General features: G+C 60.5%; 25 protein-coding genes. 11 read left to right on the forward strand and 14 right to left on the reverse strand.

What is annotated here, in order from left to right; translation table 11 throughout:
- Positions 1-1,775: SulP family inorganic anion transporter (locus KGA98_RS20480; protein WP_223503455.1), on the reverse strand; the 1,775-nt coding region annotated here is incomplete at its 3' end.
- A 118-nt stretch (positions 1,776-1,893) separates the two neighbouring features.
- Between KGA98_RS20480 and KGA98_RS20485 the strand changes: the two genes are divergently transcribed.
- Together KGA98_RS20485 and KGA98_RS20490 are read left to right on the forward strand one after the other, a co-directional pair.
- Complete coding sequence (locus KGA98_RS20485; protein WP_223503457.1) at positions 1,894-2,859, forward strand: hypothetical protein; 966 nt, start codon at positions 1,894-1,896, stop codon at positions 2,857-2,859.
- 120 nt (positions 2,860-2,979) lie between these two features.
- Entirely contained in the window at positions 2,980-3,297 is a 318-nt protein-coding gene (locus KGA98_RS20490) for a hypothetical protein (RefSeq protein ID WP_007978167.1), read from the forward strand.
- 144 nt (positions 3,298-3,441) lie between these two features.
- Here KGA98_RS20490 and KGA98_RS20495 read toward each other — a convergent pair whose 3' ends face one another.
- A complete protein-coding gene (locus tag KGA98_RS20495; RefSeq protein WP_154860386.1) occupies positions 3,442-4,500 on the reverse strand; it encodes an MBL fold metallo-hydrolase in 1,059 nt (352 codons plus the stop codon).
- A 215-nt stretch (positions 4,501-4,715) separates the two neighbouring features.
- Here KGA98_RS20495 and KGA98_RS20500 point away from each other — a divergent pair, with 215 nt between their 5' ends.
- On the forward strand, positions 4,716-5,327 hold the full coding sequence (locus KGA98_RS20500) for a TetR/AcrR family transcriptional regulator (RefSeq protein ID WP_090457358.1): 612 nt from the start codon (positions 4,716-4,718) through the stop codon (positions 5,325-5,327).
- Between the two features lie 119 nt (positions 5,328-5,446).
- Here KGA98_RS20500 and KGA98_RS20505 read toward each other — a convergent pair whose 3' ends face one another.
- Positions 5,447-6,388, reverse strand: a complete 942-nt coding sequence (locus KGA98_RS20505) for a LysR family transcriptional regulator (protein WP_223503459.1) — start codon at positions 6,386-6,388, stop codon at positions 5,447-5,449.
- A 15-nt stretch (positions 6,389-6,403) separates the two neighbouring features.
- Here KGA98_RS20505 and KGA98_RS20510 point away from each other — a divergent pair, with 15 nt between their 5' ends.
- Positions 6,404-7,111, forward strand: a complete 708-nt coding sequence (locus KGA98_RS20510) for a CTP synthase (protein WP_223503461.1) — start codon at positions 6,404-6,406, stop codon at positions 7,109-7,111.
- Positions 7,108-7,431, forward strand: coding sequence for an antibiotic biosynthesis monooxygenase family protein (locus KGA98_RS20515; RefSeq protein ID WP_223503463.1), 324 nt, complete (start codon positions 7,108-7,110; stop codon positions 7,429-7,431). The genes KGA98_RS20510 and KGA98_RS20515 overlap by 4 nt, the downstream gene beginning before the upstream one ends.
- A gap of 145 nt (positions 7,432-7,576) precedes the next feature.
- On the opposite strand, the gene KGA98_RS20520 is transcribed toward KGA98_RS20515, so the two are convergent.
- A complete protein-coding gene (locus tag KGA98_RS20520) occupies positions 7,577-7,903 on the reverse strand; it encodes a DUF2025 family protein (protein ID WP_102670370.1) in 327 nt (108 codons plus the stop codon).
- Positions 7,904-8,114: 211 nt separating this feature from the next.
- Between KGA98_RS20520 and KGA98_RS20525 the strand changes: the two genes are divergently transcribed.
- Both KGA98_RS20525 and KGA98_RS20530 read left to right on the forward strand, forming a co-directional pair.
- Positions 8,115-9,239: a glycerophosphodiester phosphodiesterase gene (locus tag KGA98_RS20525; RefSeq protein ID WP_223503465.1), complete on the forward strand. Its 1,125-nt coding sequence runs from the start codon at positions 8,115-8,117 to the stop codon at positions 9,237-9,239.
- A gap of 253 nt (positions 9,240-9,492) precedes the next feature.
- Complete coding sequence (locus KGA98_RS20530) at positions 9,493-9,798, forward strand: PepSY domain-containing protein (RefSeq protein ID WP_057713587.1); 306 nt, start codon at positions 9,493-9,495, stop codon at positions 9,796-9,798.
- Positions 9,799-9,858: 60 nt separating this feature from the next.
- Here the strand turns inward: KGA98_RS20530 and KGA98_RS20535 are convergent, their stop codons facing one another.
- Positions 9,859-11,484, reverse strand: a complete 1,626-nt coding sequence (locus KGA98_RS20535) for a methyl-accepting chemotaxis protein (protein ID WP_223503467.1) — start codon at positions 11,482-11,484, stop codon at positions 9,859-9,861.
- Between the two features lie 271 nt (positions 11,485-11,755).
- On the opposite strand from KGA98_RS20535, the gene KGA98_RS20540 reads away from it, so the two are divergent.
- Entirely contained in the window at positions 11,756-12,778 is a 1,023-nt protein-coding gene (locus KGA98_RS20540) for a transporter (RefSeq protein ID WP_223503469.1), read from the forward strand.
- A 174-nt stretch (positions 12,779-12,952) separates the two neighbouring features.
- Here KGA98_RS20540 and KGA98_RS20545 read toward each other — a convergent pair whose 3' ends face one another.
- Positions 12,953-13,387 carry a multidrug/biocide efflux PACE transporter gene (locus KGA98_RS20545; protein ID WP_057713583.1) on the reverse strand — a complete coding sequence of 145 codons (435 nt, stop codon included), beginning with the start codon at positions 13,385-13,387 and terminating at the stop codon, positions 12,953-12,955.
- 90 nt (positions 13,388-13,477) lie between these two features.
- On the opposite strand from KGA98_RS20545, the gene KGA98_RS20550 reads away from it, so the two are divergent.
- Entirely contained in the window at positions 13,478-14,332 is an 855-nt protein-coding gene (locus tag KGA98_RS20550; protein WP_057713582.1) for a LysR family transcriptional regulator, read from the forward strand.
- A gap of 111 nt (positions 14,333-14,443) precedes the next feature.
- Here the strand turns inward: KGA98_RS20550 and KGA98_RS20555 are convergent, their stop codons facing one another.
- From KGA98_RS20555 to KGA98_RS20565, 3 genes are all read right to left on the reverse strand, one after another.
- Positions 14,444-15,679: an RNA polymerase sigma factor gene (locus KGA98_RS20555; protein WP_223503471.1), complete on the reverse strand. Its 1,236-nt coding sequence runs from the start codon at positions 15,677-15,679 to the stop codon at positions 14,444-14,446.
- A 1-nt stretch (position 15,680) separates the two neighbouring features.
- Positions 15,681-16,025, reverse strand: coding sequence for a YciI family protein (locus KGA98_RS20560; RefSeq protein ID WP_102670306.1), 345 nt, complete (start codon positions 16,023-16,025; stop codon positions 15,681-15,683).
- 66 nt (positions 16,026-16,091) lie between these two features.
- Positions 16,092-16,517: a YybH family protein gene (locus KGA98_RS20565; protein WP_223503473.1), complete on the reverse strand. Its 426-nt coding sequence runs from the start codon at positions 16,515-16,517 to the stop codon at positions 16,092-16,094.
- A gap of 141 nt (positions 16,518-16,658) precedes the next feature.
- Between KGA98_RS20565 and KGA98_RS20570 the strand changes: the two genes are divergently transcribed.
- Entirely contained in the window at positions 16,659-17,144 is a 486-nt protein-coding gene (locus KGA98_RS20570) for a GNAT family N-acetyltransferase (RefSeq protein WP_090457375.1), read from the forward strand.
- A gap of 152 nt (positions 17,145-17,296) precedes the next feature.
- Here the strand turns inward: KGA98_RS20570 and KGA98_RS20575 are convergent, their stop codons facing one another.
- The 3 genes from KGA98_RS20575 to KGA98_RS20585 all read right to left on the reverse strand — a co-directional run bounded on the left by KGA98_RS20575 (position 17,297) and on the right by KGA98_RS20585 (position 19,098).
- Positions 17,297-17,785 (reverse strand): GNAT family N-acetyltransferase, encoded by a 489-nt coding sequence (locus KGA98_RS20575; RefSeq protein WP_223503475.1) that lies wholly within the window; start codon positions 17,783-17,785, stop codon positions 17,297-17,299.
- A 97-nt stretch (positions 17,786-17,882) separates the two neighbouring features.
- On the reverse strand, positions 17,883-18,368 hold the full coding sequence (locus tag KGA98_RS20580) for a GyrI-like domain-containing protein (RefSeq protein WP_223503477.1): 486 nt from the start codon (positions 18,366-18,368) through the stop codon (positions 17,883-17,885).
- 67 nt (positions 18,369-18,435) lie between these two features.
- A complete protein-coding gene (locus KGA98_RS20585; protein WP_223503479.1) occupies positions 18,436-19,098 on the reverse strand; it encodes a LysE family translocator in 663 nt (220 codons plus the stop codon).
- Between the two features lie 139 nt (positions 19,099-19,237).
- On the opposite strand from KGA98_RS20585, the gene alaC reads away from it, so the two are divergent.
- On the forward strand, positions 19,238-20,455 hold the full coding sequence (gene alaC, locus KGA98_RS20590) for an alanine transaminase (RefSeq protein WP_223503481.1): 1,218 nt from the start codon (positions 19,238-19,240) through the stop codon (positions 20,453-20,455).
- A 181-nt stretch (positions 20,456-20,636) separates the two neighbouring features.
- On the opposite strand, the gene KGA98_RS20595 is transcribed toward alaC, so the two are convergent.
- Positions 20,637-21,989 carry a GntP family permease gene (locus KGA98_RS20595; protein WP_223503483.1) on the reverse strand — a complete coding sequence of 451 codons (1,353 nt, stop codon included), beginning with the start codon at positions 21,987-21,989 and terminating at the stop codon, positions 20,637-20,639.
- Between the two features lie 81 nt (positions 21,990-22,070).
- Complete coding sequence (locus tag KGA98_RS20600; RefSeq protein ID WP_090457379.1) at positions 22,071-22,604, reverse strand: gluconokinase; 534 nt, start codon at positions 22,602-22,604, stop codon at positions 22,071-22,073.
- Positions 22,605-22,791 lie beyond the last annotated feature (187 nt).

Below are 22,791 nucleotides of genomic sequence, written 5' to 3' on the forward strand. Positions count from 1 at the left end.
CCTCCTTCATCCCCCTCCACATAATCCACCCGATAATTCGCCACATAACTATCCACAGCCGTCCCAATCGTAGGAAAAAACGCCGTCTCCCCCAGCCGCGCAAACAACCCGAACCGCTTCAGCTTGTCCTTCACCGGATCCTTCATCTCGGCAATGCACAACTCAATACCCGCCGCATGCAAGGTGTCGTCCAGCTCAGCCAGCATGTCGGCAGACGTCACATCGACACTGGTGACCGGTTCTGCGGCGACCACCAGCCAGCGCACGGGCGTGGGCGATGCCGCTACGGCGTCCAGCACTCGGTCGCTGAACAGTTCGGCGTTGGCGAAAAACAAGGGGGCATCCCAGCGAAACAGGACCAGGCCAGGGATCAGGCGTGCGTCGGGGTAGCGTTTGATGTCGTGGTAGCCCTTGACCCCATCGGCGCGGCCCAATACTGCGGAGTACGGGCGCCAGCCGTCCCAGAGGAATTCAATGACGGCAATCACGATGGCCAGGCCGATGCCCTCGATCGCCCCGAACACGGCCACGCCGACCGTACAGACGATCGACAGCCAGCATTCCCAGCGCTGGATACGATAGATCCGCCGCAGGTCGGCGATTTCGATCAGGCCGATGGCCGAGGCGATCACGACTGCCGCCAGGGCGCTGGACGGTAGATGTTGCAGCAGGTCCGGTGCCACCAACAGCAGCAACGCAACCGCCAGTGCGCCGACGACGCCGGTCATTTGGGTTTTGGCTCCGGCGGCTTCGGCCACGGGCGTGCGTGACGAGCTGCTGCTAATCGGGAAGCCCTGGAAAAAACCGGCCGCCAGGTTGGCGATGCCGAGGCCCACCATTTCCTGGTTCGGGTTGACATAGGTTCGGGTCCGCGCCGCATAGACACGGGAGAGCACGCTGGTGTCGGCGAACGAGACGAGTGCGACGGCGCAACCGCCGATCAACACCGGGACGATATCGGCGCTGGTGATCCAGGGGATGGCGAAGCCGGGCAAGCCTTGGGGGAGCGAACCGAGGACCGACACTCCGGCGCGTGTCGCAAGGTCGAGTACGCCCACGGCGACTGTCGCGCCAACCACGGCGATCAGGATGCCCGGCAGTCGCGGCCATCGTTTGAGTAGCAGGATCATCGCCAGGGTGAGCCCGCCCACAGTGAAGGTGGTCCAGTTGACCTTTCCCTCCATCACCGCTGAGGCGATGGCCCCTATGTTGTTCAATGGGCCGTCGGACTCAATCGTAAAACCGAACAGCTTGGGCAACTGGCTGATCAAAACGGTCAGTGCGATGCCGTTCATGTAGCCGTAGCGGATCGGTTTGGACAGCAGCTCGGTGATAAAACCCAGGCGCGCGATACCGGCCAGGATGCACACCGCGCCTGAGACGACCGCCATCATGCCCGCCAGGGCGACGGCTCGCTGCGGGTCGCCGCCGGAGAGTGGAATGATGACCGCAAGGATGACGGCCACCAGGGAGGAATCCGGCCCCATCACCAGAATTCGGCTGGGGCCGAACAAGGCATAGAACAGCAGCGGAACGATGGTCGCGTAGAGGCCATATATGCCGGGCACGCCCGAAGCCACCGCATAGGCGATACCGACGGGCACCAGCATCGTGGTCAGCACCAGGCCGGCCACGATGTCGTAACGCAACCATGCCGGTTGGTATTCGCGCAGCATGCTCAGCCCCGGTACCCAACGGCGCCAGCCGGTCTGTTCATCCCGGCGGGCTATCCGGCCTGGCTCCGGGAGAGGGGGCGAAGCATCTGAATGGCTCATGAACCGCCCTCTTTGATGGACTGTGCAGGCTCGGCGATATCGAAGTGATCTGAGTGTAGCTATTGCTTCGAATGCGCCATCACTGGAAGCTGTTCACCTAAAGGATTTGGAACCCGACATGAAATTCGACCTCGCCTATTGCCTCGGCCTCAACGACAAGTTGTCGATCTACGACGTTCGGGATCTGAATTTCGACGAGACGATGGATTTCGACTCCGCCAAGGAACACTTCCAGTGCCCCAACGATGCCTGTCGTTTGGCGTTCGATGCGACCAATGAGCTGGGCACGTTCAACGCCAAGAATGTGAATTACGTGCGTACGCCGCACTTCAAGAACCTGCCGAGTACGCGGCATGTCGAGGGCTGCCCTTATGTCAGCTTGAAGACGCCTGCGTCGGGTGTGGATGAGGCGGAAACGGATGACCGCCGCGAGGAAAATTTCCCGTCGGAATTGTTACTGACTCGGCGTGAATATGTGCGTAAGCCGTCCAGCCCGAAGGTCGCGGCGGACGGGGTGCGGGATGAGTCGCTGACGCCTTCGGTGGCAAGCAATGTCGAGCAACCGGGCAGGGAATCGGCCCCGGACAAGACCAGCGTCTTCGCCCATCCGGTGGAGTGTTTTGTGTCGAACTTCGACGACAAGGATTTGCTCAAGCGCGTGCCGCTGAAGATTGGCGAGCACACCGCGCCCTACGGGTCGTTTTTCAAGAAAATCGAATACCTGCAGGACAACAAGGGGCTGATTTACTGGGGCAAGGTCAAGGAGATCAAGGACTACACCCAGAGCTTTCGCATCGATTTCGAGAAGAAGGTCTGGTTCGAGAAAAAGCCTTACTCGGTCAATGTCTACCTGAGCAAGAAGCTGATCGACAGCTACCGCAAGCGCAAGGCGTTCCTGGAGGAGATCAAGCACGCCATCGAGAGCGGGCGGGAGTTGTATTGCTTCTTTTATGGCGTAACGCCCGAGCTGAAGCAGGTGCCGAGCAAAAAGAACCCCGAGCAGACGTTCGGGGTGTTCAGCGCCAACATCGAGAATCTGGATCACTTTATCGTGCGGGAAGCGCCGGGGTTGGCGGGCAAGTAAGCGCAGCACCGTTCGTCTGTCTGAAAAGACAAATCAAAAAATGCGTTTGATCCGGGCTCAAAACAACTGTACAAAAACACAGTATATTTTGAACCGACACTCTCGAGCCCGGAGAACACCATGGCCTCTCAAGCGATGAAAATCACCCTGGAACGTATCGCCCTCTTCCAATTCACCCCGGCCCACTGCGCCCAGGCCCGAGCGATGCTGGGCTGGAGTGTGGAAGAGCTGTCGCGGGAGTCCCGAGTCTCGGTGGAGGCCATTCAACGCTTCGAGGCACGCCAGGAGGTGCTGGATGTCACGCGCCTGGCGCTGGCCTATCGGTTCGAATCGGAGGGGTTGGTGTTCTTCCCGGGATTTGCGCCGGGTCGAGGGATGAACGTCAAAGGCTCTACGCCGAATCCGGTTGGGCGGGCGGATTTTGCGATGGTGGAGTGAGCCAACTCACTGACTGACGATAAATGGCCCCTTGTAGGAGCGAGCTTGCTCGCGAAAAACATCTGGACAACGCGATCATTCAGACAGCACGCGTTATCGTTAACGTCCATCGCGAGCAAGCTCGCTCCTACAGGGCCCATCACTCTACGCGTTATGAGCGACCACCCGATCACTCTCCCCTTCCACCGCCAGCCACCACGCCCTACCACGCTGCGGATGCATCAGGTTGAACGCCTCGCCCATCTGCGGCGTGGTGATCGATACGTTGCGTTCCCAGGCCAGGGCCAGGATACGGTCGAAGGGTTCGTACCAGGCGTGCATCGACAGGTCGAACGTACCGTTGTGGATTGGCAGTAGCCAGCGGCCCTTGAGGTCGAGGTGGGCTTGCAGGGTTTGTTCGGGTTGCATGTGCACGTGTGGCCAGTCGACGTTGTAGGCACCGGTTTCCATCAGGGTCAGGTCGAATGGACCGTACTGTTCGCCGATGCGTTTGAAGCCGTCGAAGTAGCCGCTGTCTCCGCTGAAGAAGAGGCGTGTGTCGCCGTCGATCATCACCCACGAGGCCCAGAGGGTACTGTTGCTGTCGAACAGGCCACGGCCGGAAAAGTGCTGCGACGGGGTAGCGATGAACTGGATGCCATCGACTTCCGTGCCTTGCCACCAATCCAGCTGGCGGACTTTGCTCGCGTCGATGCCCCACTTGATCAGGGTGTCGCCTACGCCCAGCGGGGTAAGGAAGTGTTTGGTCTTGTCCGCGAGCTTGAGCACGGCCTGATGATCCAGGTGATCGTAGTGGTCGTGGGACAGGATCACCGCTTCGATCGGTGGCAATTCTTCCAGGCTGATCGGTGGCTGGTGGAAACGCTTGGGGCCAGCCCATTGTACGGGCGAGGCACGCTCGGCGAAGACCGGGTCGGTGATCCAGAATTTATCGCGCAACTTGAGCAACACCGTGGAGTGGCCCAGGCGATAGACGCTGTGGTTCGGCGCTGCGATCAGCGCGGCTTGAGTCAGGGCTTGCACCGGGACGGGCGCACTCGGGCGGGTGTTTTGCGGTTTGTGGAACAGCACGTTCCAAAGGACACCCATGGTTTTGCCAAAGCTTAAACGTTGAACCGGCGTAAAGTTTTGATACTGCCCTTGAGCCTGTCGGGATGCTTCAGGTGTGGAGGCGTTGTCCGCCGGGGAGTTTGAATTGGCCATGACTGAATGACTCCAGAAAAACCGCGCATCACGCGACTTTCCGTTTTGGGACGATAAATGGCCAAAGCACGCACGCATCAGCCGGACTTTCTATTTTTGCTGGGCAGGGTTAACAAAACATTACACTGCACAGTGTAGTTTCTAGGTTGCATCAAAGTCGATGACAAGTAAACTACCGAGTGTAATTCTTCCCTTCTTCCTGCCGAAGCGTACTTATGACAGCTCCACAGCGCCTGACCGACCGAAAACGCCAAGCGATCATTCATGCCGCGATCAATGAATTCCGTGACAACGGTTTCGAGATCACCAGCATGGACAAGATTGCTGCCACTGCCGGTGTGTCGAAGCGCACGGTGTACAACCACTTCCCCAGCAAGGAAGAGTTGTTCGCCGAGATCCTCAATCAATTATGGACCCGGGTGACGGCCGAACAGGAAACGGCCTACCGTCCCGACCTGCCGTTGCGTGAGCAATTGCGCGGATTGCTGATGGCCAAGCTGCAAATGTTGGGCGATGACAATTTTCTCGACCTGGCGCGGGTGGCGATAGCGGCGACGATTCATTCGCCGGAGCGGGCGCAGGATATGGTGGCGCGAATGGGCGAACGCGAAGAAGGGCTGACGGTCTGGATTCGTGCCGCTCAGGCCGATGGTCGGTTGAAAGTTATTGCCCCTGATTTTGCCGCACAACAGGTGCAGGGGCTGCTCAAGTCGTTTGCCTTCTGGCCGCAGATTTCCATGGGCAAACCAGGCTTGTCACCCGAAGAACAACACCAGGTGGCAGACTCCGCGCTGGACATGTTTCTGGCCTGCTATCAGTTGCAATAAATGACAAGTTCGACGGCGGCGTCGAAGGATCGATGGCTCTGATTTGAATGACGCGATGTGTTTCAGAATGAAACCGGCACTGAGGCTTTAGTGAGCTTCAGCCAGGAACCTGAACGGTTTCACGGCAGTTTCAGCGCCCGCCCCAACTCATCGAACAAGGTAACCACTGAGCGCAAGGCACGGCAGTCGGGACGGGTCAGCAGCCACAGCGCGGTGTCGTATCCGTGCAGGGGTTCGCTCAGCGGCTGTAATCCGTCGCCGATCAAAAAATCCGGCAACGCCGCTACACCCAGGCCGGCCCTGACCAGCTCGGTCACCGACAGCATGCTGTTGCAGCGATAGCCCGGCGTTACCCCCGGCAAGGCCCGGCGACGCCAGGTAACGGTCGGGTGATCAGGCAGGAAGTCATCCGGGGCTATCCAGGTCAATGAGGCCAGGCCAGGGGTAATGACCGATTGCAGGTATCGCTCGCTGGCACACACGCGATAGGAAATGTCCGCCAGCCGCCGTCCCACCAGATGCTCCGGTGGCGTGCGGGTCAGGCGCAGGGCGATATCGGCATCCCGACGGCTGAGGTTGGCAAAATCATTGGATGTGCTGAGCTCGAGCGTCAGCGCCGGATAGTTCGGCATGAACTGCGCCAGCGCCGGCAACAGCAAACCTTGCAGGACCGAATCGGTACAGGTCAGGCGCACGATGCCGCTGATCACTTCTCCGCCCTGCTCCACACCGATGCGCGCCGCCTCCAGAGCCTGTTCAGCGCGCTCGGCCTGTTCAGCAAGGGACTGCGCCAGAGTGGTGGGCAGGTACCCGGCGCGGCTTTTTTCGAACAGTTGCTGACCCAGTGCACCCTCCAGCCGGCGCACCGCTCGAAACACCGTCGAAACATCCACCTTCAGCAGTTGCGCAGCGCGAGCCAGAGAGCCGCCGCGTACCAGCGCGAGGATCAGGGCCAGGTCCGGGTAGTCCAGCCGATAGTGCGTCGCTGCATTGATCACTTGGGAAAACGCCAATATTGAGTGCGTGAGCGCCAATCTATAGTGGGCACCAGCAATCAACAAGTGCAGAGGCCCCACATGGAAACCCGCCCGATTCGCATCGCCCTGATCGGCGACTACGACCCGCAAGTCACCGCCCACCAGGCCATTCCCGTCGCCCTCGAAATGGCCGCTGAACACAGTGGCCCGAACGTGCAATGGCAATGGCTGGGCACCGATGAAATCCACGTCGAGACACCGCTGCACACATTCGACGGGTTCTGGTGTGTGCCGGCCAGCCCTTACCGGAGCATGGACGGTGCATTGCTGGCGATTCGCTTTGCCCGCGAACAACGGCGACCTTTCCTCGGCACCTGCGGTGGTTTTCAACACGCGGTGCTGGAATATGCGCGCAACGTACTGGGCTGGTCGGATGCCGAACACGGCGAGACAAATCCCGATGCTGCGCGGGCGCTGCTGACGCCACTGTCGTGTGCGTTGGTGGAAGCGGTCGATACGATTGATTTGCTTGAGGGTTCGTTGCTCGCCAAGGCCTACGAAAGCACCGAGATCCGTGAAGGCTATCGCTGTCGTTTTGGTGTGAATCCGCAGTTCGAAAGGGAGTTGCTCAAGCGCGAACTACATGCCGTCGGCCACGATTCGGAACACGAACTGCGGGCGGTCGAACTCAGCGGTCATCCGTTCTTTGTCGCGACCTTGTTCCAGCCCGAGCGGGCGGCGCTCAAGGGCGTATTGCCGCCGTTGGTTGGCGCCTTTGTCGAAGCCTGTGCGGGGCGCTCGTCATGATCGCCGATACGCCAGCTGCGCCTTATTACGCGGTGATCTTCACTTCACTGCGCACCGAGGGTGACCAGGGTTACGCCGAAGCGGCCGCACGGATGCTGGAACTGGCCCGCGAACAGCCGGGGTTTCTTGGTGTGGAGTCGGCGCGGGGTGAGGATGGGCTTGGGATTACCGTGTCGTACTGGGCCAGTGAGACGGCCGTCCTGGCGTGGAAGCATCATCCTGAGCATGCGGCCATTCGCGAGCGTGGGCGCTCGACCTGGTATGCGCGGTGTCATACGCGGGTGTGCCGGGTTGAGCGGGCCTACGGGTTCGATCAGTAACTGATTTAGAGTTCTTCAGGCCGCCATCGCGAGCAAGCTCGCTCCCACATTTTGATCCCGGTCGGTCACAACATTTGTGCGCGACAAAGATCTACTGTGGGAGCGAGCTTGCTCGCGATGGGGCCCGTCAATTCACCGCAAAAACTCACCCCTGAACCAGACTGCGAACCGCCGAAATCTCCGGCACTTCCCGCCGGTTCATGTACACCCGCAACGGCTCGGTGATGTTGATCCGGTCATCGATGTTCTGGTCCAGCAGCAACTGGATCAATTCACGCTTGAGCGTCATGACCTGCCCGGGTCCCGCGACCCAGACGAATTCGCTGACAGGGATGATGCCGTCGTCCGCCACGTCCATGCCGAACGAGTCTTCGCTGAAGCGCACGATGTAGTGCCCGGTCTTACGGTTGAGGCCGACGAAGCCTTTGAGCTGGTCGGCAGCCTGGCAGATGAGCTGGGAAGTGATGCGCATGGTAAACCCCGCAATGGTGATCATTGGTTTACACGCAGGGCCTGCGTTTCCCTCTGCCGGGGAAATTGCAGGGCCCCAGCGTACTGCAAACGGGCGCACAAAAGCGCTGACGAAAATCAGCTTTCGACAGGTTTGTGTCGGTCTGGTGATAGCGCCTGCAACGATGAGTTGTTAAAAGGGACCGCTCACTTATTGCGAAAGGATCTCGACCATGCCCGCAACCTTTACTAAAAGCGCCCTGTTACTGAGCCTGTTGCTCGGCCTCGGCCACGCACAGGCCGCCAGCGAACCTGGCCCCTCGGCACTGGCCACCCGCTTGGGCATTCCGCATCCAGCGGTGATCGCCCACCGTGGTGCATCGTTCGATGCGCCGGAATCCACCGCCGCCGCCTACAAGACTGCCCGCGACCTGGGCGCCGACTACCTGGAACTGGATCTGCAGCGCAGCAAGGATGGCGTGCTGTTTGCCCTGCACGACAACAATCTGCAACGCACCACCGACGTCGCCAGCAAATTCCCCGAGCGCAAGGACAGCCCCGCCAATGCGTTCACCATGGCCGAACTGAAAACCCTGGACGCGGGCAGCTGGTTCAATGCCGCGTACCCGGATCGCGCACGTCCCGCCTTCGCGGGCCTGAAAATTCTGACCCTTGATGAAATCATCGACATCGCCGAGGGCAACAGCCTGCACAAGCCCGGCCTGTACATCGAGACCAAGGAGCCCAAGCAGTTCCCCGGCATCGAACGCGACCTCAAGGAAAAACTTCAGGACCGGGGCTGGCTGAGCCCGACCGCTTCGAAACTGGCAAAAAACGAGCTGGCGGTCGGCCAGGGCAAAGGCAAGGTGGTCCTGCAGACTTTCGAGAAGAGCAGCCTCGAACTGCTGCAAAAAGAGATGCCGAAGGTGCCGAAGATCCTGCTGTTGTGGGTCGGTGAAGGCAGTATCGAGCCCAAGTCCAAGGTGACATTTGCCGAGTCCGGCGAAAAGGACAAAGCCGCTTACTACGCCAAACAGCAACCGAAGGACAAAGCCGAATTCCAGCACTGGGTCGACTACGCCAAGGCCCAGGGCGCCATCGGCACCGGCCCGTCCGCCGCACTGACCCAGGGTGGCGACCAGAGTTACTCGGATCTGGTGCAACCCTGGATGAACCAGTACACCCACGACCAGGGCCTGCTGGTGCACGTCTACACCATCGACGATGCGGTGGACTACCGGAAAGTCATGGACGCCGGTGTCGACGGCATTTTCACCAATCGCGCCAGTGAGTTGTTGAAGTTCTATAAACGCCCGGCGGCGAGTGTGGCGCAGGTGCTACAGAACAACGGGTATTGATCCAGAATTGCGCAAAACCTGTGGGAGCGGGCTTGCCCGCGAAGGGGCCATCAGTTTCAACATCCACGTTGACTGACACTCCGCTTTCGCGGGCAAGCCCGCTCCCACAGGTTATGCGTGTGCCAGCAAAATTTGCGGCGAACACACATTCCCACAGGGATTGATGCAGGACATGTAGAGGGATTTAAGGGTGGATTAAGTTACACAGGCTAACCTGATCTCACTTAAACAGATCACCCAAGGAAAGAAGCCCATGAAGACCCTGACTGCTTTGTTTACCGCTGCAGCCCTGACCCTCACCGCCGGCCTGGCCCAGGCCGATGTGCGAGTCGATCAGATCCCGCAACTGGTCAAGGACGGCAAGATCAAGCCACTGGAAGACTTGAACAAGATCGCGCTGGATCTGCATCCGGGTGCAACGATTACCAAGACCGAGCTGGACAACCACTTCAACGGTTACGAGTACGAAGTTGAACTGCGTGACGCCAAGAACGTCGAGTGGGATGTGGACATCGATGCCTCCAACGGCAAGGTCCTGGAAAACAAACAGGACACGTAATCCCCAAACAGACAAAAGCCGCACGATGGGAACATCGTGCGGCTTTTGCGTTTTCGGGACTCAAGCGCTCAGGCGCGCCGTCACCTCGTTCAACTGCCCCGACAAGCCGTGCAGATTGGTGCTGGCCGCTTCAGTGCGCTGCACGTTGTCCAGGTTGGTGCTGGCGATGCTGGTGATTTCGGTGAGGTTGCGCGAGATGTCTTCGGCCACCGAGGTCTGCTCTTCGGCGGCAGTGGCGATCTGGCGGTTCATGTCGCGGATGGCTTCCACGGCCAGGGTGATGCGTTCGAGCATGGCGCCGGCCTCCGTCACTTGCTGCACGCTTTGTTCGCTGCGCGACTGACCGCTTTCAATCGCCTGGGCCGCTTCGATTGCACCGGTCTGCACGGTCTGGATGATCTGGTTGATCTCGATGATCGACGCCGCCGTGCGCTGGGCCAGGCTCCGCACTTCGTCGGCCACCACAGCGAATCCGCGTCCGGCCTCACCGGCGCGGGCCGCTTCGATGGCCGCGTTGAGTGCCAGCAGGTTGGTCTGTTCGGCGATCCCGCGAATCACCTCCAGAACCTTGCCGATGCGTCCGCTGTCGGTTTCCAGTTGGCGGATGACCGTGGCGGTGTTGGCGATTTCGCCGCGCATCTGGGTGATGGTGTGGATGGTGCCCTGCATGACTTTTTCGCCCTGCTGGGCGGACTGGTCGGCATCGTCGGCGGCCCGCGCCGCTTCGGCGGCATGGCGGGCCACCTCCTGTGCGGTGGCGGACATTTCGTTCATCGCCGTGGCCACCTGATCGGTGCGGTTGAACTGCTCGTTGGTGCCGCCGGCCATCACGGTGGCGATCGAGTTCAACTCACCGCTGGCGCTGTCCAGGTCCGACGCGCTGCGCTGCAAACGGCTGAAGGTTTCGGCGAGGAAATCGCGCAGGGTGTTGGCGGCCATCGCCAGTTTGCCCAACTCGTCCTGACGGGTGCTGGCCACGCGCTCGGCAATACGCCCCTGGCTGAGTTGCGCCACGTATTCGATCAGTTTGCGGATCGGCTCGACCAGGTTGCGGTTGACCAGCCACAGGCTCAGCAGGCCGATCAGTACCCCCGAAACCAGCATCACGACCAGCCCCAGCAACACCGTGCGCTCGGCACTGGCGCTGATCAGTGTCGATTGCTCGGCGCCCTGCTTGCGCAACTCGCTGACCAGTTCACTCATCTGATCGCTGGTTGCGCGGTCCACACCCTTGACCGCCGCGTCGCCCGCCGCAGGGTCACCACCGGCGGCCACGAACGCGTCCCGGCCCTTCTGATAGGCCGCGCCCAACTGGCGATGTTCGTCACGCAAGCGCTCGATGCGGCTCTTGAGTTGCGGCTCTATGCCCTTCTGCGCAGCCAGTTCGCCAAGGATGTTTTGCACATCGCGCTGACGCTCCTCGAATTGCCCCCAGTACTTGCTCAGGTCCGCCGGTTGCTTGCCGCGCAGCAGAACGTTTTTCCATTCCTGCACCTGCACCTTGAATTGCAGGTTGGCTTCATCGATCAATTGCGAGGTGTGCAGCGGGCCTTCGATCAGACTGGCGTAGTTCTGCACGCCGCTGGACAGGAAGTGAAAGCACGCCAGGGCGATCAACAGCATCGCCAGCAGGCTGCCGCTCAGCAGGGCGAGAATTTGTGCTCTCAGGGACTTTTGCAAAAGCATCGCAGGGTACTCATGACAGGAATGGGGCACGCCCGTTAAGGCGTGAAAAGTGTCCGGACATCCCTGTCTGCGGTCCCGGCCGAGGCCTGCGGCGCGCAACTTAACCCAAGCGTGATCGGCTAGCCAGAGCGGTTCTTGAGAAAATCCCGACCGCCGGTAGAACAATTTTTTGCGTTGTTTTTCTGTCACAAAAACGTCATTCCCGTTTGCGATGATGCCGCTCAAGTGAACCTGTAAAACACGTGACAGGCGCCTCCCCTTGCGAGTCCTCATGAACCACAGCATCGATCAAAGCCATCGCGACACGGATCTGTTCGGCCTGCTTTACGGTTTCAGTTTTCGCCCCGGTGAGGTCGGTCGGGAAATCAATTCCGCCGAGGCCTTGCAGTACCTGCAACAGCCGCAAAGCGATGAGCAATTTCTCTGGCTGCACCTGAACCTCGCCCACGCCGCGTGCGAGCGCTGGATGAAAAGCCATTTGGAGTTGCCCGAGGAATTTTTCGAAGCGCTGCACGAAGGCTCACGTTCTACGCGCATCGAGCATGTCGACTCCGCGTTGCTGGCGGTGGTCAACGACGTGGTGTTCAACCTCAGCAACATGGTGTCGTCGGATGTCTCGACCCTGTGGGTGTGCGCCCGCAGTCAATTGATCATCAGCGCCCGCCTGCAACCGCTGCACTCGGTAGACAAATTGCGCTCGTCGGTGAAGGCCCGGGAGTGCTTTCGCTCCCCGCTGGAGCTGCTGGTGCATTTGCTGCGCGACCAGGGTGAGGTGCTGACCCAGATCGTGCGCAAGACCAGTCAGAGCGTGGACCAGATCGAAGACCAATTGCTGTCCTCGCGGCTGTCGACCAACCGCGCTGAACTGGGCGCCAATCGCCGGGTGCTGGTGCGATTGCAACGGCTGCTGGCGCTGGAGCCAGGCTCATTGCTGCGCCTGCTCAACCGGCCACCGCAATGGCTGCAAAAGGAAGACGTGAAGGAGCTGCGCAAATCCACCGAGGAGTTCGCGCTGATCATCAACGACCTCACGGCGCTGGGTGAACGGATCAAGTTGTTGCAGGAAGAGATCGCCGCCAACATCAACGAACAGACCAACCGCACGCTGTTCACCCTGACGGTGGTGACGGTGCTGGCGCTGCCGATCAACATCATCGCCGGTTTCTTCGGCATGAACGTCGGCGGCATTCCGCTGGCGGATGACCCGCAGGGTTTCTGGATCCTGGTGGCGCTGGTCGCGACCTTTACCGTGATCGCCGGGCGCTGGGCGTTTCGCAAGCAGCAGGATTATTGAGTCCCCGTCATCACCTGACACACTGATCAACTGTGGCGAGGGGGCTTGCCCCCGTTGGGTGGCGCAGCCGCCCCATACCCTGCAAACCGGTTTCTTCGGACATTCCGTACTCAATCGTTTTACGCCAGCTGCGCAGCCGAACGGGGGCAAGCGCCCTCGCCACAAAAACGGCACTCAGCAAACCTCACGAGTCACCAGCATCCGCTCCCGAACCACGTCATACACCCAGTGGTAGACATAGGTGTACGGCAGGAAGAACAGCAACACACCGATATCCAGCAAGAACGCCTGCCACAGGCTGACATTCAGCCACCAGGCGATCAACGGCACACCGAGGGCGACCAGTCCGCCTTCGAACAACAGCGCATGCACCACGCGGACCCAGGCGTTGTGTGCGATGGCGAGGCGCTTGAGCAGCCGATCGAACATACCGTTGAAGACCACGTTCCAGGCCAGGGCCAGGCCGGCGATGAGGATGGTGACCATGCCCATTTCCAGCATCGGTTTCTTCATGATCCAGGCCAGCAATGGGGTACAGATCAGGATGGCCAGCAGTTCGAAGCCGATGGCTTGAAAAATACGTTCAGTAATGGATTTGTTGGCGCTCATGGCCGAACTCCCTTGGGTGACTGTGGTTGCCATGATCCATCAGCACACCGATACTTCCTAACCAATAACCATCGACCAAGGCGATAGTTCATGGCCTCTCACGAAGTGTTACTGGCGTTTGTCGAAGCCGCGACCCAAGGCTCGTTTTCCGCCGCGGCGCGCAAATTGGGCCGCAGTCAGTCGACCATCAGTGCGGCGGTGGCCAGCCTGGAAATCGACCTGAACCTGACGCTGTTCGACCGCAGCAGCCGCAAGCCCGGCCTGACCCCGGCCGGACACGTCATGCTGCAACGGGCCGAAGACATCCTGGCCGCCACCAGTCGCCTGGAAATAGCCGCCAGCCAACTGTCCCAAGGGGTGGAAGCGAAGCTGACGGTGGCGCTGTCCGATACCTATCAGTCGGACCGCTTCGAAGCCGCCCTCAGTGCCTTCGAGCAGCGTTACCCGGACCTGGAGCTCGAGTGTCTGATCGCCGAATGCGATGACCTGATGTCCCTGGTGCAAAGCGGCCGGGCGCAGATTGCCTTCGCCGAAATGCAGGACAGCTACCCGCCGGACCTGGTCAGTTCGACGGTGGACGAGCGCACGGAAATCGCCTTGTTCGTGTCCCCGACGCATCCTTTGGCGACCTTGGACCACATCGACCGGGACGTACTGCAGCAACACCGCGAACTGCGTCTGGCCACCATCATCAATCCCTATGAAAGCCGGGCGAAGGGCCGCGTCTGGTCGGCGCCGAGTTACCTGATGCTGCTGGAAATGGCCCAGGGCGGATTCGGCTGGGCGCCGTTGCCCCGATGGCTGGTCGAGCGATTCGGGCCTGGTACGTTGCAGGAACTGGTGGTGCGCGGCTGGCCGAAAACGGTGTCGGTGGATGCGTTGTGGTCGCGGCTGAATCCGCCGGGGCCGGCGGGGAGCTGGTTGCTGGGCAAGATGCTGGAATAGCGGCGCGGCCATTCGCGAGCAGGCTCGCTCCCACAGGTGACCGAAGTGTTCAGGCGAATGAGGTCTGAATGTGGGAGCGAGCCTGCTCGCGAAGAGGCCAGCAAGGACACTTCAATCCAACGCCTTGAGCCGCTCTTCGATAAACCGCCGCTCCGGCTCCTGTCGGGTCAACGCCAGCGCCCGTTCCCATGCCGCCCGTGCCTCCTGCTTGCGACCCAGTTGCCAACAGAATTGCGCCCGCGCCGAATGCGCCAGGTGGTAGTCGAGCAGTTCTCCCCGCTCCAGAATGGCGTCGACCAGCGTCAGCCCCGCCAGTGGACCATCGCGTTGCGAAATCGCCGCCGCACGATTCAACTCGATCACCGGCGACGGCACCGCCCGCAGCAGGACGTCATACAGACCGACAATCTGCGGCCAATCGGTTTCCCCAGCCGTCGGGGCTTCGGCGTGCACCGCTGCGATCGCCGCTTGCAGGCAATAAGGTCCGAAGCGTCCCATGGTCAGCGCCCGCTCGACCAGCGTGCAGCCTTCGCTGATCAACCCGGCGTCCCACAGCGAACGGTCCTGTTCGTCCAGCACAATCAGCTCGCCGCTCGCCGAGGTCCTGGCCGGGCGGCGCGACTCGTGCAGCAGCATCAACGCCAGCAAGCCCATTACCTCCGGTTCCGGCAGCAGTTCCACCAGCAACCGCCCGAGTCGGATCGCTTCGCGGGTCAAATCCTCACGAATCAGTTCTGCCCCGATGGACGCCGAGTACCCCTCGTTGAACACCAGGTAAATCACCCGCAATACACTGTCCAGGCGCTCGGGTAGCTCAGCGAGTGTCGGCACTTGATAAGGGATTTTCGCATCGCGGATCTTCGCCTTGGCGCGCACGATGCGCTGGGCGATGGTGGCCGGGGCCGAGAGAAAGGCCCGGGCGATTTCTTCCGTGGTCAGGTCGCAGACTTCCCGCAGCGTCAGCGGCACTTGTGCGTCGGCCGCCAGGGCCGGGTGGCAGCAAGTGAAGATCAGCCGCAGGCGATCGTCTTCCACGTCTTCATCACTCCAGTCGGCCTGCTCCAGTTCCTCCAGTTGCGCGATCAGCAAGGGCTGCGACGCGGCAAAGCGTGCGCGCCGGCGCAGGGCATCGATGGCCTTGAAGCGCCCGGTGGACACCAGCCAGGCCCGCGGATTGTCCGGCACGCCGTCACGCTGCCAGCGTTCGACCGCGATGAAAAACGCCTCGTGCAAGGCCTCTTCGGCGAGGTCGAAATCACCCAGCAAGCGAATCAGGGTCGCAAGAATCCGCCGCGACTCTTCGCGATAAACCCGCTCGACCTGCGCCTGAACCGGCAGCCCCGGCATCTTAAGGATTCAACTGCCGAACGGGGCGCACTTCGACACTGCCGACCCGGGCCGCCGGAATGTTCCCGGCGACCTGGATGGCTTCGTTGAGGTCCTTGGCATCGATCAGATAAAAACCGGCCAATTGCTCCTTGGTTTCAGCGAATGGCCCGTCGGTGATCGACATCTTGCCGTTGCGCATGCGCACCGTGGTGGCGGTCTGTACCGACTCCAGCGCCTCGGCGGCGACCATCCGGCCACTGCCCTGGATCGACTCGGCATAGGCCATGCACTCTTCGTCCTTCGGGCTTTCCGGTAGCGAATGCAGCAGCTGCTCATCGCTGTAGACCAGGCATAAATACTTCATCACGCTCTCCTTATCGAACGATCAACTATGGCCGCTGATTGGCATTCTGGCTCGGCTTCCCGACGATCAGGGCTTGAGGTCGAACAGCGTCGCGCCGCTGGTCATGTCGAACGGTGCCGACCAATGTTCGTGGACGATCTGCCACAGCCCGGCTTCTTGCCGATAGCAGGCGGTGACGCGCATCCAGCAGGACTGGGTTTCGCCCTTGTCGTTGGTGCCACCACAATTTGCCAGCCAGTGAGCGAACGCAATTTCCTGGGACGGCTCGATGGTGATTTCGTGGAATTCGAAGATGTGCGGGCCGGGGCACATTTCCATGCAGGCCTGCCAATGCGCGCGATACGCCGGCTTGCCTTTGAATTGCAGGGCCTTGACCGCGTCGAAAGAGACGATGTCATCGGCATACAGGGCCATGACTTTTTCAATGTCCTTGGTCATGACCGCCTGACGATAGTTCTCGATGAGGTTCTGGATCTGGGTTTGCGAGTTCATGGTGGTTCTCCGTGGTTTTTATAGTGAAGACACCCTTAGTCGTCTGGCGATCCGGTGAATCGACAGGTGAAATAAAAATAATCCGGGAAAGCAAACTCGCTAGAATCCGAGGCTCATTTGTGATGGAAAAAGGACACTCCCGTGACAGCCCGACTCGTGCCTTATGAAAGCCTGAATGCACTGCAGCGCCAGCAGGTCGAGGCCATCGAAGTGCATTCGGAACAGATCAGATTCTCGGGTGACATCCACGGTGCCTTGCACACGCTGTTGTCCAAGCCCGGCCCCGGCGTCAAGGGCTTCGCCCTGCTGGCCGAGGATGTGCCCGTCGCGTTCCTGCTGCTCAAGCGCCCGCCGGTGTTGCCGGCCTGGGCCGATGAGCACAGCGCCACGCTGCATGCGCTGCAAGTCGATCAACGCGTCCAGGGCAAGGGCTACGGCAAGGCCTGCCTGCAAGCGCTGCCCGAGGCGGCGCGCCTGGCCTGGCCGGAAATCAGGGGGCTGGAGCTGTCAGTGGATGCCGACAACGAAGCCGCCATCGCCCTGTACGCCAGGTTTGGCTTTGTCGACAGCGGCGAGGCGTACAAGGGCCGGATCGGGTATGAGCGGCGGATGGGGTTGGTGTTTTGACTGTTCGATAGTCACTACTGATATTGCTGACACAACACCGACCCTGTGGGAGCGGGCTTGCTCGCGAAAGCGGTGTGTCAGTCAATAGAGATGTCGAGTGTACCGGCCTCTTCGCGAGCAAGCCCGCTCCCACAGGGGATCCTCAGTGTGGCTTACAACGCCAGCACCATCTCATGCCACGCCATGCCGCCATGGTCCGAGGCCGATGGCTTGACGTAGGCAAAGCCGAACCCGGCATACAACGGAATATGCCGTTCCTTGCACATCAGGTTGATGGTGACCTTGCCCATCGCACGCATGCGCTCGATGAACTCGCCCATCAGGCGCTTGGCCAGGCCTTGGCCCTGATAATCCGGGTGCACCACCACCGACATGATCACCACATGCGGCCCGGCCGGGTCGTGGCCGATCAGTTCCTTGAACGCCTCGTCCGACATTTCCACCTGGAACGCCGCACCGGAGTTGATGAATCCGGCGACAACCCCGTCCACCTCAGCGACGATAAAACCCTCGGGCCAGGTGGCGATGCGGGTGGCGATCTTCTCGCGGGTCGCAGCTTCGTCACCTTCATAGGCAAGGGTTTCGATGGCAAAGCAGCGGTCCAGATTGGCGGGGGTGACGTTGCGGATGACGGTGTTCATGGCAGCTCGGGATCAGCATGGGAAAGACTGAGGATGATAAATCAGCCGCCGTGGGACATCGAGAGACGAATCGGCTGATCCGCCTCTCGTGCAGGTGTCATGCCTTGATCGGTAGCCAGATTTCCAGCTTGCCGGTGTTGAGCTTGGGGTTGAAGTCTTCGCTGTAGCGCTCGAACTCCGGAGCCGCCAATAGCTCGTGGCCGGACTGCGGCAGCCACGTGCCATGGATGTACTGAAAGGTTTGCGGCAGGGTGTCCAGCGGTCCTTTGTGTTCGAACACCACGTACTGCTGCGGCTGAACTTCTACCCAGCGGTAGGTTTCGGGCAAGTCGTCGAGCTTGCTGATCTCGACCCCGGCGATGTAATCGAAGCCGCCCTTGCCGTCGAAATTGCAGCAGACACCGTAGGTGACTTCGCCTTTTTGGCCCGGTATATGGCCCAGATGCGGGATGAGTTTCTCCCAGAGTTCGGGAATGCCTTGAACGGTTTGTTGGGTAAATGTTCCGCCAAGCCCTGCAATCAGCAGGAAGTGCCCGTGTTCGAAGCGTGGTTGCGTCGGTTCGACGCGTGCTAACTCATCCATGACTCGACTCCTGACGCATAAAAATGGGTTCGGCTGGGAGTATAGAAGCCAAACCCGATTCGCCCAATTACAGGGCGTGCAATTGCTCGACGGCGCCTGAACCGACAAACTCGTTATAACCCGATAGGATCACGTAGACCGCGAAATAACAGAAGATCGCTGCCGATGCCATGTAGGAGTAACGCAGTAACTTGTCGCCGAGCAACTTGCCGCCGTGGCTCGCAGCAAAGCACAGCCCGACACACCAGAGAATCCCTGCACAGAGAAAACCGCCGAGAAACAGCGCGGAGCTGAGGGCGCCACCGCCGCCGGAACGGGCGATCAGCGTGCCACCCACCGCAGCGAACCAGAGAATCGCGCTAGGCGACGACATGGCCAGGAAGATCCCGCGCAAGAACTCCTTGCGATGGGAGTTGTGCCCCACATCGGCCGATTGCGCCAGCACCGCTTCGTGGTGAATCGCCGAATAGATCATCTTCGCCGCGAAGTACACCAGCAGCGCCGAGCCACCGATCCACAACACCCAGCGCACGGTTTCGTATTGCAGCAACACGGTCATGCCGGCCAGTGCCAGTACCGCGTAGATCAGGTCGCCGACACAGGTCCCCAGCCCCAGCGCAAACCCCTGGAAATAGCCGCGCTGCATGGCCAGGGTGATCATCGCGATGTTGGCCACGCCGATATCCAGGCACAGCGAGAGGCTCAGCAAGAAGCCGCTGGTAAATTCCATCGAACCCTATCCTTCGGAAAAATTTGTTTACATTGAGGCTGGACAGTCTGCCACAGCTGCCCTTACATTCCGCCACAGGTCACCGCAGTGACCAGCGTCGCTCGGACGGTTCCGGGCGCTTACGTTATCCGAGGCAACAATGGCCGAACAAGGTTCGCCGCGCCGCTTTGCGCGCATAGATCGACTCCCCCCTTACGTTTTCAACATCACTGCCGAGCTGAAGATGGCCGCCCGTCGTCGTGGCGAAGACATCATCGACTTGAGCATGGGCAACCCCGACGGCGCCACGCCGCCGCACATCGTCGAAAAACTCGTCACGGTGGCCCAGCGCGAAGACACCCACGGCTACTCGACGTCCAAGGGCATTCCGCGCCTGCGCCGGGCGATTTCCAACTGGTACAAGGACCGCTACGAGGTCGACATCGACCCGGAAAACGAGGCCATTGTCACCATCGGTTCCAAGGAAGGCCTGGCGCACCTGATGCTGGCCACCCTGGATCAGGGCGACACCGTGCTCGTGCCCAACCCGAGCTACCCGATTCACATCTATGGTGCCGTGATTGCCGGCGCCCAGGTGCGGTCGGTGCCGCTGGTGCCGGGCGTGGATTTCTTCGCTGAACTGGAGCGGGCCATTCGCGGTTCGATCCCGAAGCCGAAGATGATGATCCTCGGTTTCCCGTCCAACCCGACCGCCCAGTGCGTGGAGCTGGATTTCTTCGAACGGGTGATCGCCCTCGCCAAGCAGTACGACGTGCTTGTGGTACACGACCTGGCCTACGCCGACATCGTCTACGACGGCTGGAAAGCCCCGTCGATCATGCAAGTGCCCGGGGCCAAGGACATTGCGGTGGAGTTTTTCACCCTGTCCAAGAGCTACAACATGGCCGGCTGGCGCATTGGCTTCATGGTCGGCAACCCGGAACTGGTCAATGCCCTGGCGCGGATCAAGAGCTACCACGACTACGGCACCTTCACTCCGCTGCAAGTGGCGGCCATCGCTGCGCTTGAAGGCGATCAGCAATGCGTGCGCGACATCGCCGAGCAGTATCGGCAGCGGCGCAATGTGCTGGTCAAGGGTCTGCATGAACTGGGCTGGATGGTGGAAAACCCGAAAGCGTCGATGTATGTCTGGGCCAAGATTCCCGAGGCCTATGCGCACCTGGGCTCGCTGGAGTTCGCCAAGAAACTGCTGGCCGAAGCCAAGGTGTGTGTCTCGCCGGGCGTCGGGTTTGGCGAGTACGGTGATGATCACGTGCGCTTCGCCCTGATCGAAAACCAGGACCGGATTCGTCAGGCCGTACGCGGGATTCGCGGGATGTTCAGGGCGGATGGGTTGGCACCGAAAACCAACGCCTGACACATATCCCCTGTGGGAGCGGGCTTGCTCGCGAATGCGGTGTATCAAACAACATCTTCGTTTACTGATACGACGCTTTCGCGAGCAAGCCCGCTCCCACATTTGTACTATGCTCAGCCTTGAAATCGATCACCCACAAAAAAACCGCATCGCTGCGGTTTTTTTGTGTCTGTCGAATCGCTTAAACGAACAGCGACAACAACAGGATAAAGCCCAGGCCAACCACGGAGAGGATGGTTTCCATCGCGGTCCAGGTCTTGAAGGTTTCGGCCACGGTCATGTTGAAGTACTGCTTCACCAACCAGAAACCGGCGTCGTTGACATGGGACAGGATCAGGGAGCCTGCACCGGTGGCCAGCACCAGCAGCTCACGGTTCACACCCGGAATCATCCCCACCACCGGCACCACGATGCCGGCGCCAGTGATGGTCGCCACGGTCGCTGAACCGGTCGCGATACGAATCACCGCCGCCACCAGCCAGGCCAGCAGGATCGGCGAGATCTGTGCGTTCACCGCCATGTGGCCGATCACGTCACCCACGCCGCTGGTCACCAGCATCTGCTTGAAGCCACCACCGGCACCGATGATCAGGATGATCGCGGCGGTCGGCGCGAGGCTGGCATCCAGCCATTTCATCATTTGGCTGGAACCGATGCCCTGCTTGTAGCCGAAGGTATACAGCGACAGCAGCAATGCCAGCAGCAACGCCGAAATCGGGTGACCGATCAGGTCTATGAAGGCGCGGAAGATGTTGCCATCGGGCAGCACCACGTCGGCAAACGTCTTGAGCAGCATCAGGAACACCGGCAGCAGCACGGTCACCAGCGTGATGCCGAAGCTCGGCAGTTCAGCCGAATCCGTTTCGCGCGACAGTTGATCCACCAGCTCCTGGTTCGGATGACCGGGGATGTGCTTGGCAATGAACGTACCGAAGATCGGGCCAGCGATGATGGCGGTTGGCAACGCAACGATCAGGCCGTACAGAATGGTTTTACCGATGTCGGCACCGAACACGCCGATGGCCAGCAGCGGACCCGGGTGCGGCGGCACCAGGCCGTGTACCGCGGACAGACCAGCCAGCAGCGGGATACCGATCTTGATGATCGACACGCCAGTGCGACGGGCCACGATGAACACCAGCGGAATCAGCAGCACGAAGCCGATTTCGAAGAACAGCGGAATGCCGACCAGGAACGCGGCGAACATCATCGCCCACTGCACCTTGTCCTTGCCGAAGGCGCGGATCAACGTCTGCGCAATCTGATCCGCACCGCCTGATTCGGCCATCATTTTGCCGAGCATGGTGCCCAGCGCCAGGATGATGCCGACGAAACCAAGCACGCCACCGAAGCCGTCCTGGAACGCCTTGATGATGGTGCCGATCGGCATGCCGGAGGTCAGCCCGAGGAAGGCTGCGGCGATGATCAGTGCGAGGAATGGGTGCAACTTGAACTTGGTGATCAGGACGATAAGCCCGATCACCGTGACCACTGCATCGAGCAGCAGGAACGTCTCGTGGGACATGCCAAACATTAGGGGTGTCTCCTGGTTGTTGTTGTTATTAAAGCGGGTTGATCAGAAGTCGTGAGGACAGCGCTGTCTTTGCGAGCACAGTCATACCGCCTGTTTCAGGCCGTTCGCCTGCCACCAGGCATGAGCCTGCGCCGCCAGTTGCTCGACGCTATAGGTCGAAGCATCCAGCGCCAGGGTCAACGGCTCGCCGACGGGCGATTCGAGGGTGGCGAACTGGCTGTCGATCAGGGTCGACGGCATGAAGTGGCCTGGCCGATGGGAGACACGGTCGGCGGCGACTTCGGGGGTCAACTCAAGGAACACGAAGCCCAGGCCCGGCAAGGCACTGCGCAGACGTTCGCGATAGACGTGCTTGAGAGCCGAACAGGTCAGCACCGGGCGCTGGCCCTTGGCGTCGACACGGCGCAGTTCATCGCACAGGCTGTCGAGCCAGCCGGCACGGTCTTCATCGTTCAGGGGAATCCCCGCGCTCATCTTTTCGATATTGGCGGCAGGGTGAAAAGAGTCGCCTTCAATGGCAGTGGCGCCGCTCAAATGGCACAAGGCCTCGCTGACGCACGTCTTGCCGCAACCGGCAACGCCCATGATGACCAGGGCGGTGATGGGATGATTCATGTAACACCTCAGCGCGCAGACAGCGCTACCTTTGCCAGTTATGACACTAGATCAAAAGCAGAAGTTGCCGACGCCTTTCTTGTCATTTTATGGGTTGCAGCAGGTTAGGTCCCAACACCAAAAAGCAAGGATCAGGCGAACCCTCGCTCACGCATTTGCAGCTGCATCGAGACAGCGCTACCTTAGT

The sequence above is a fragment of the Pseudomonas sp. BF-R-24 genome (assembly GCF_019947335.1).
Taxonomy (GTDB): Bacteria; Pseudomonadota; Gammaproteobacteria; order Pseudomonadales; family Pseudomonadaceae; genus Aquipseudomonas; species Aquipseudomonas jessenii.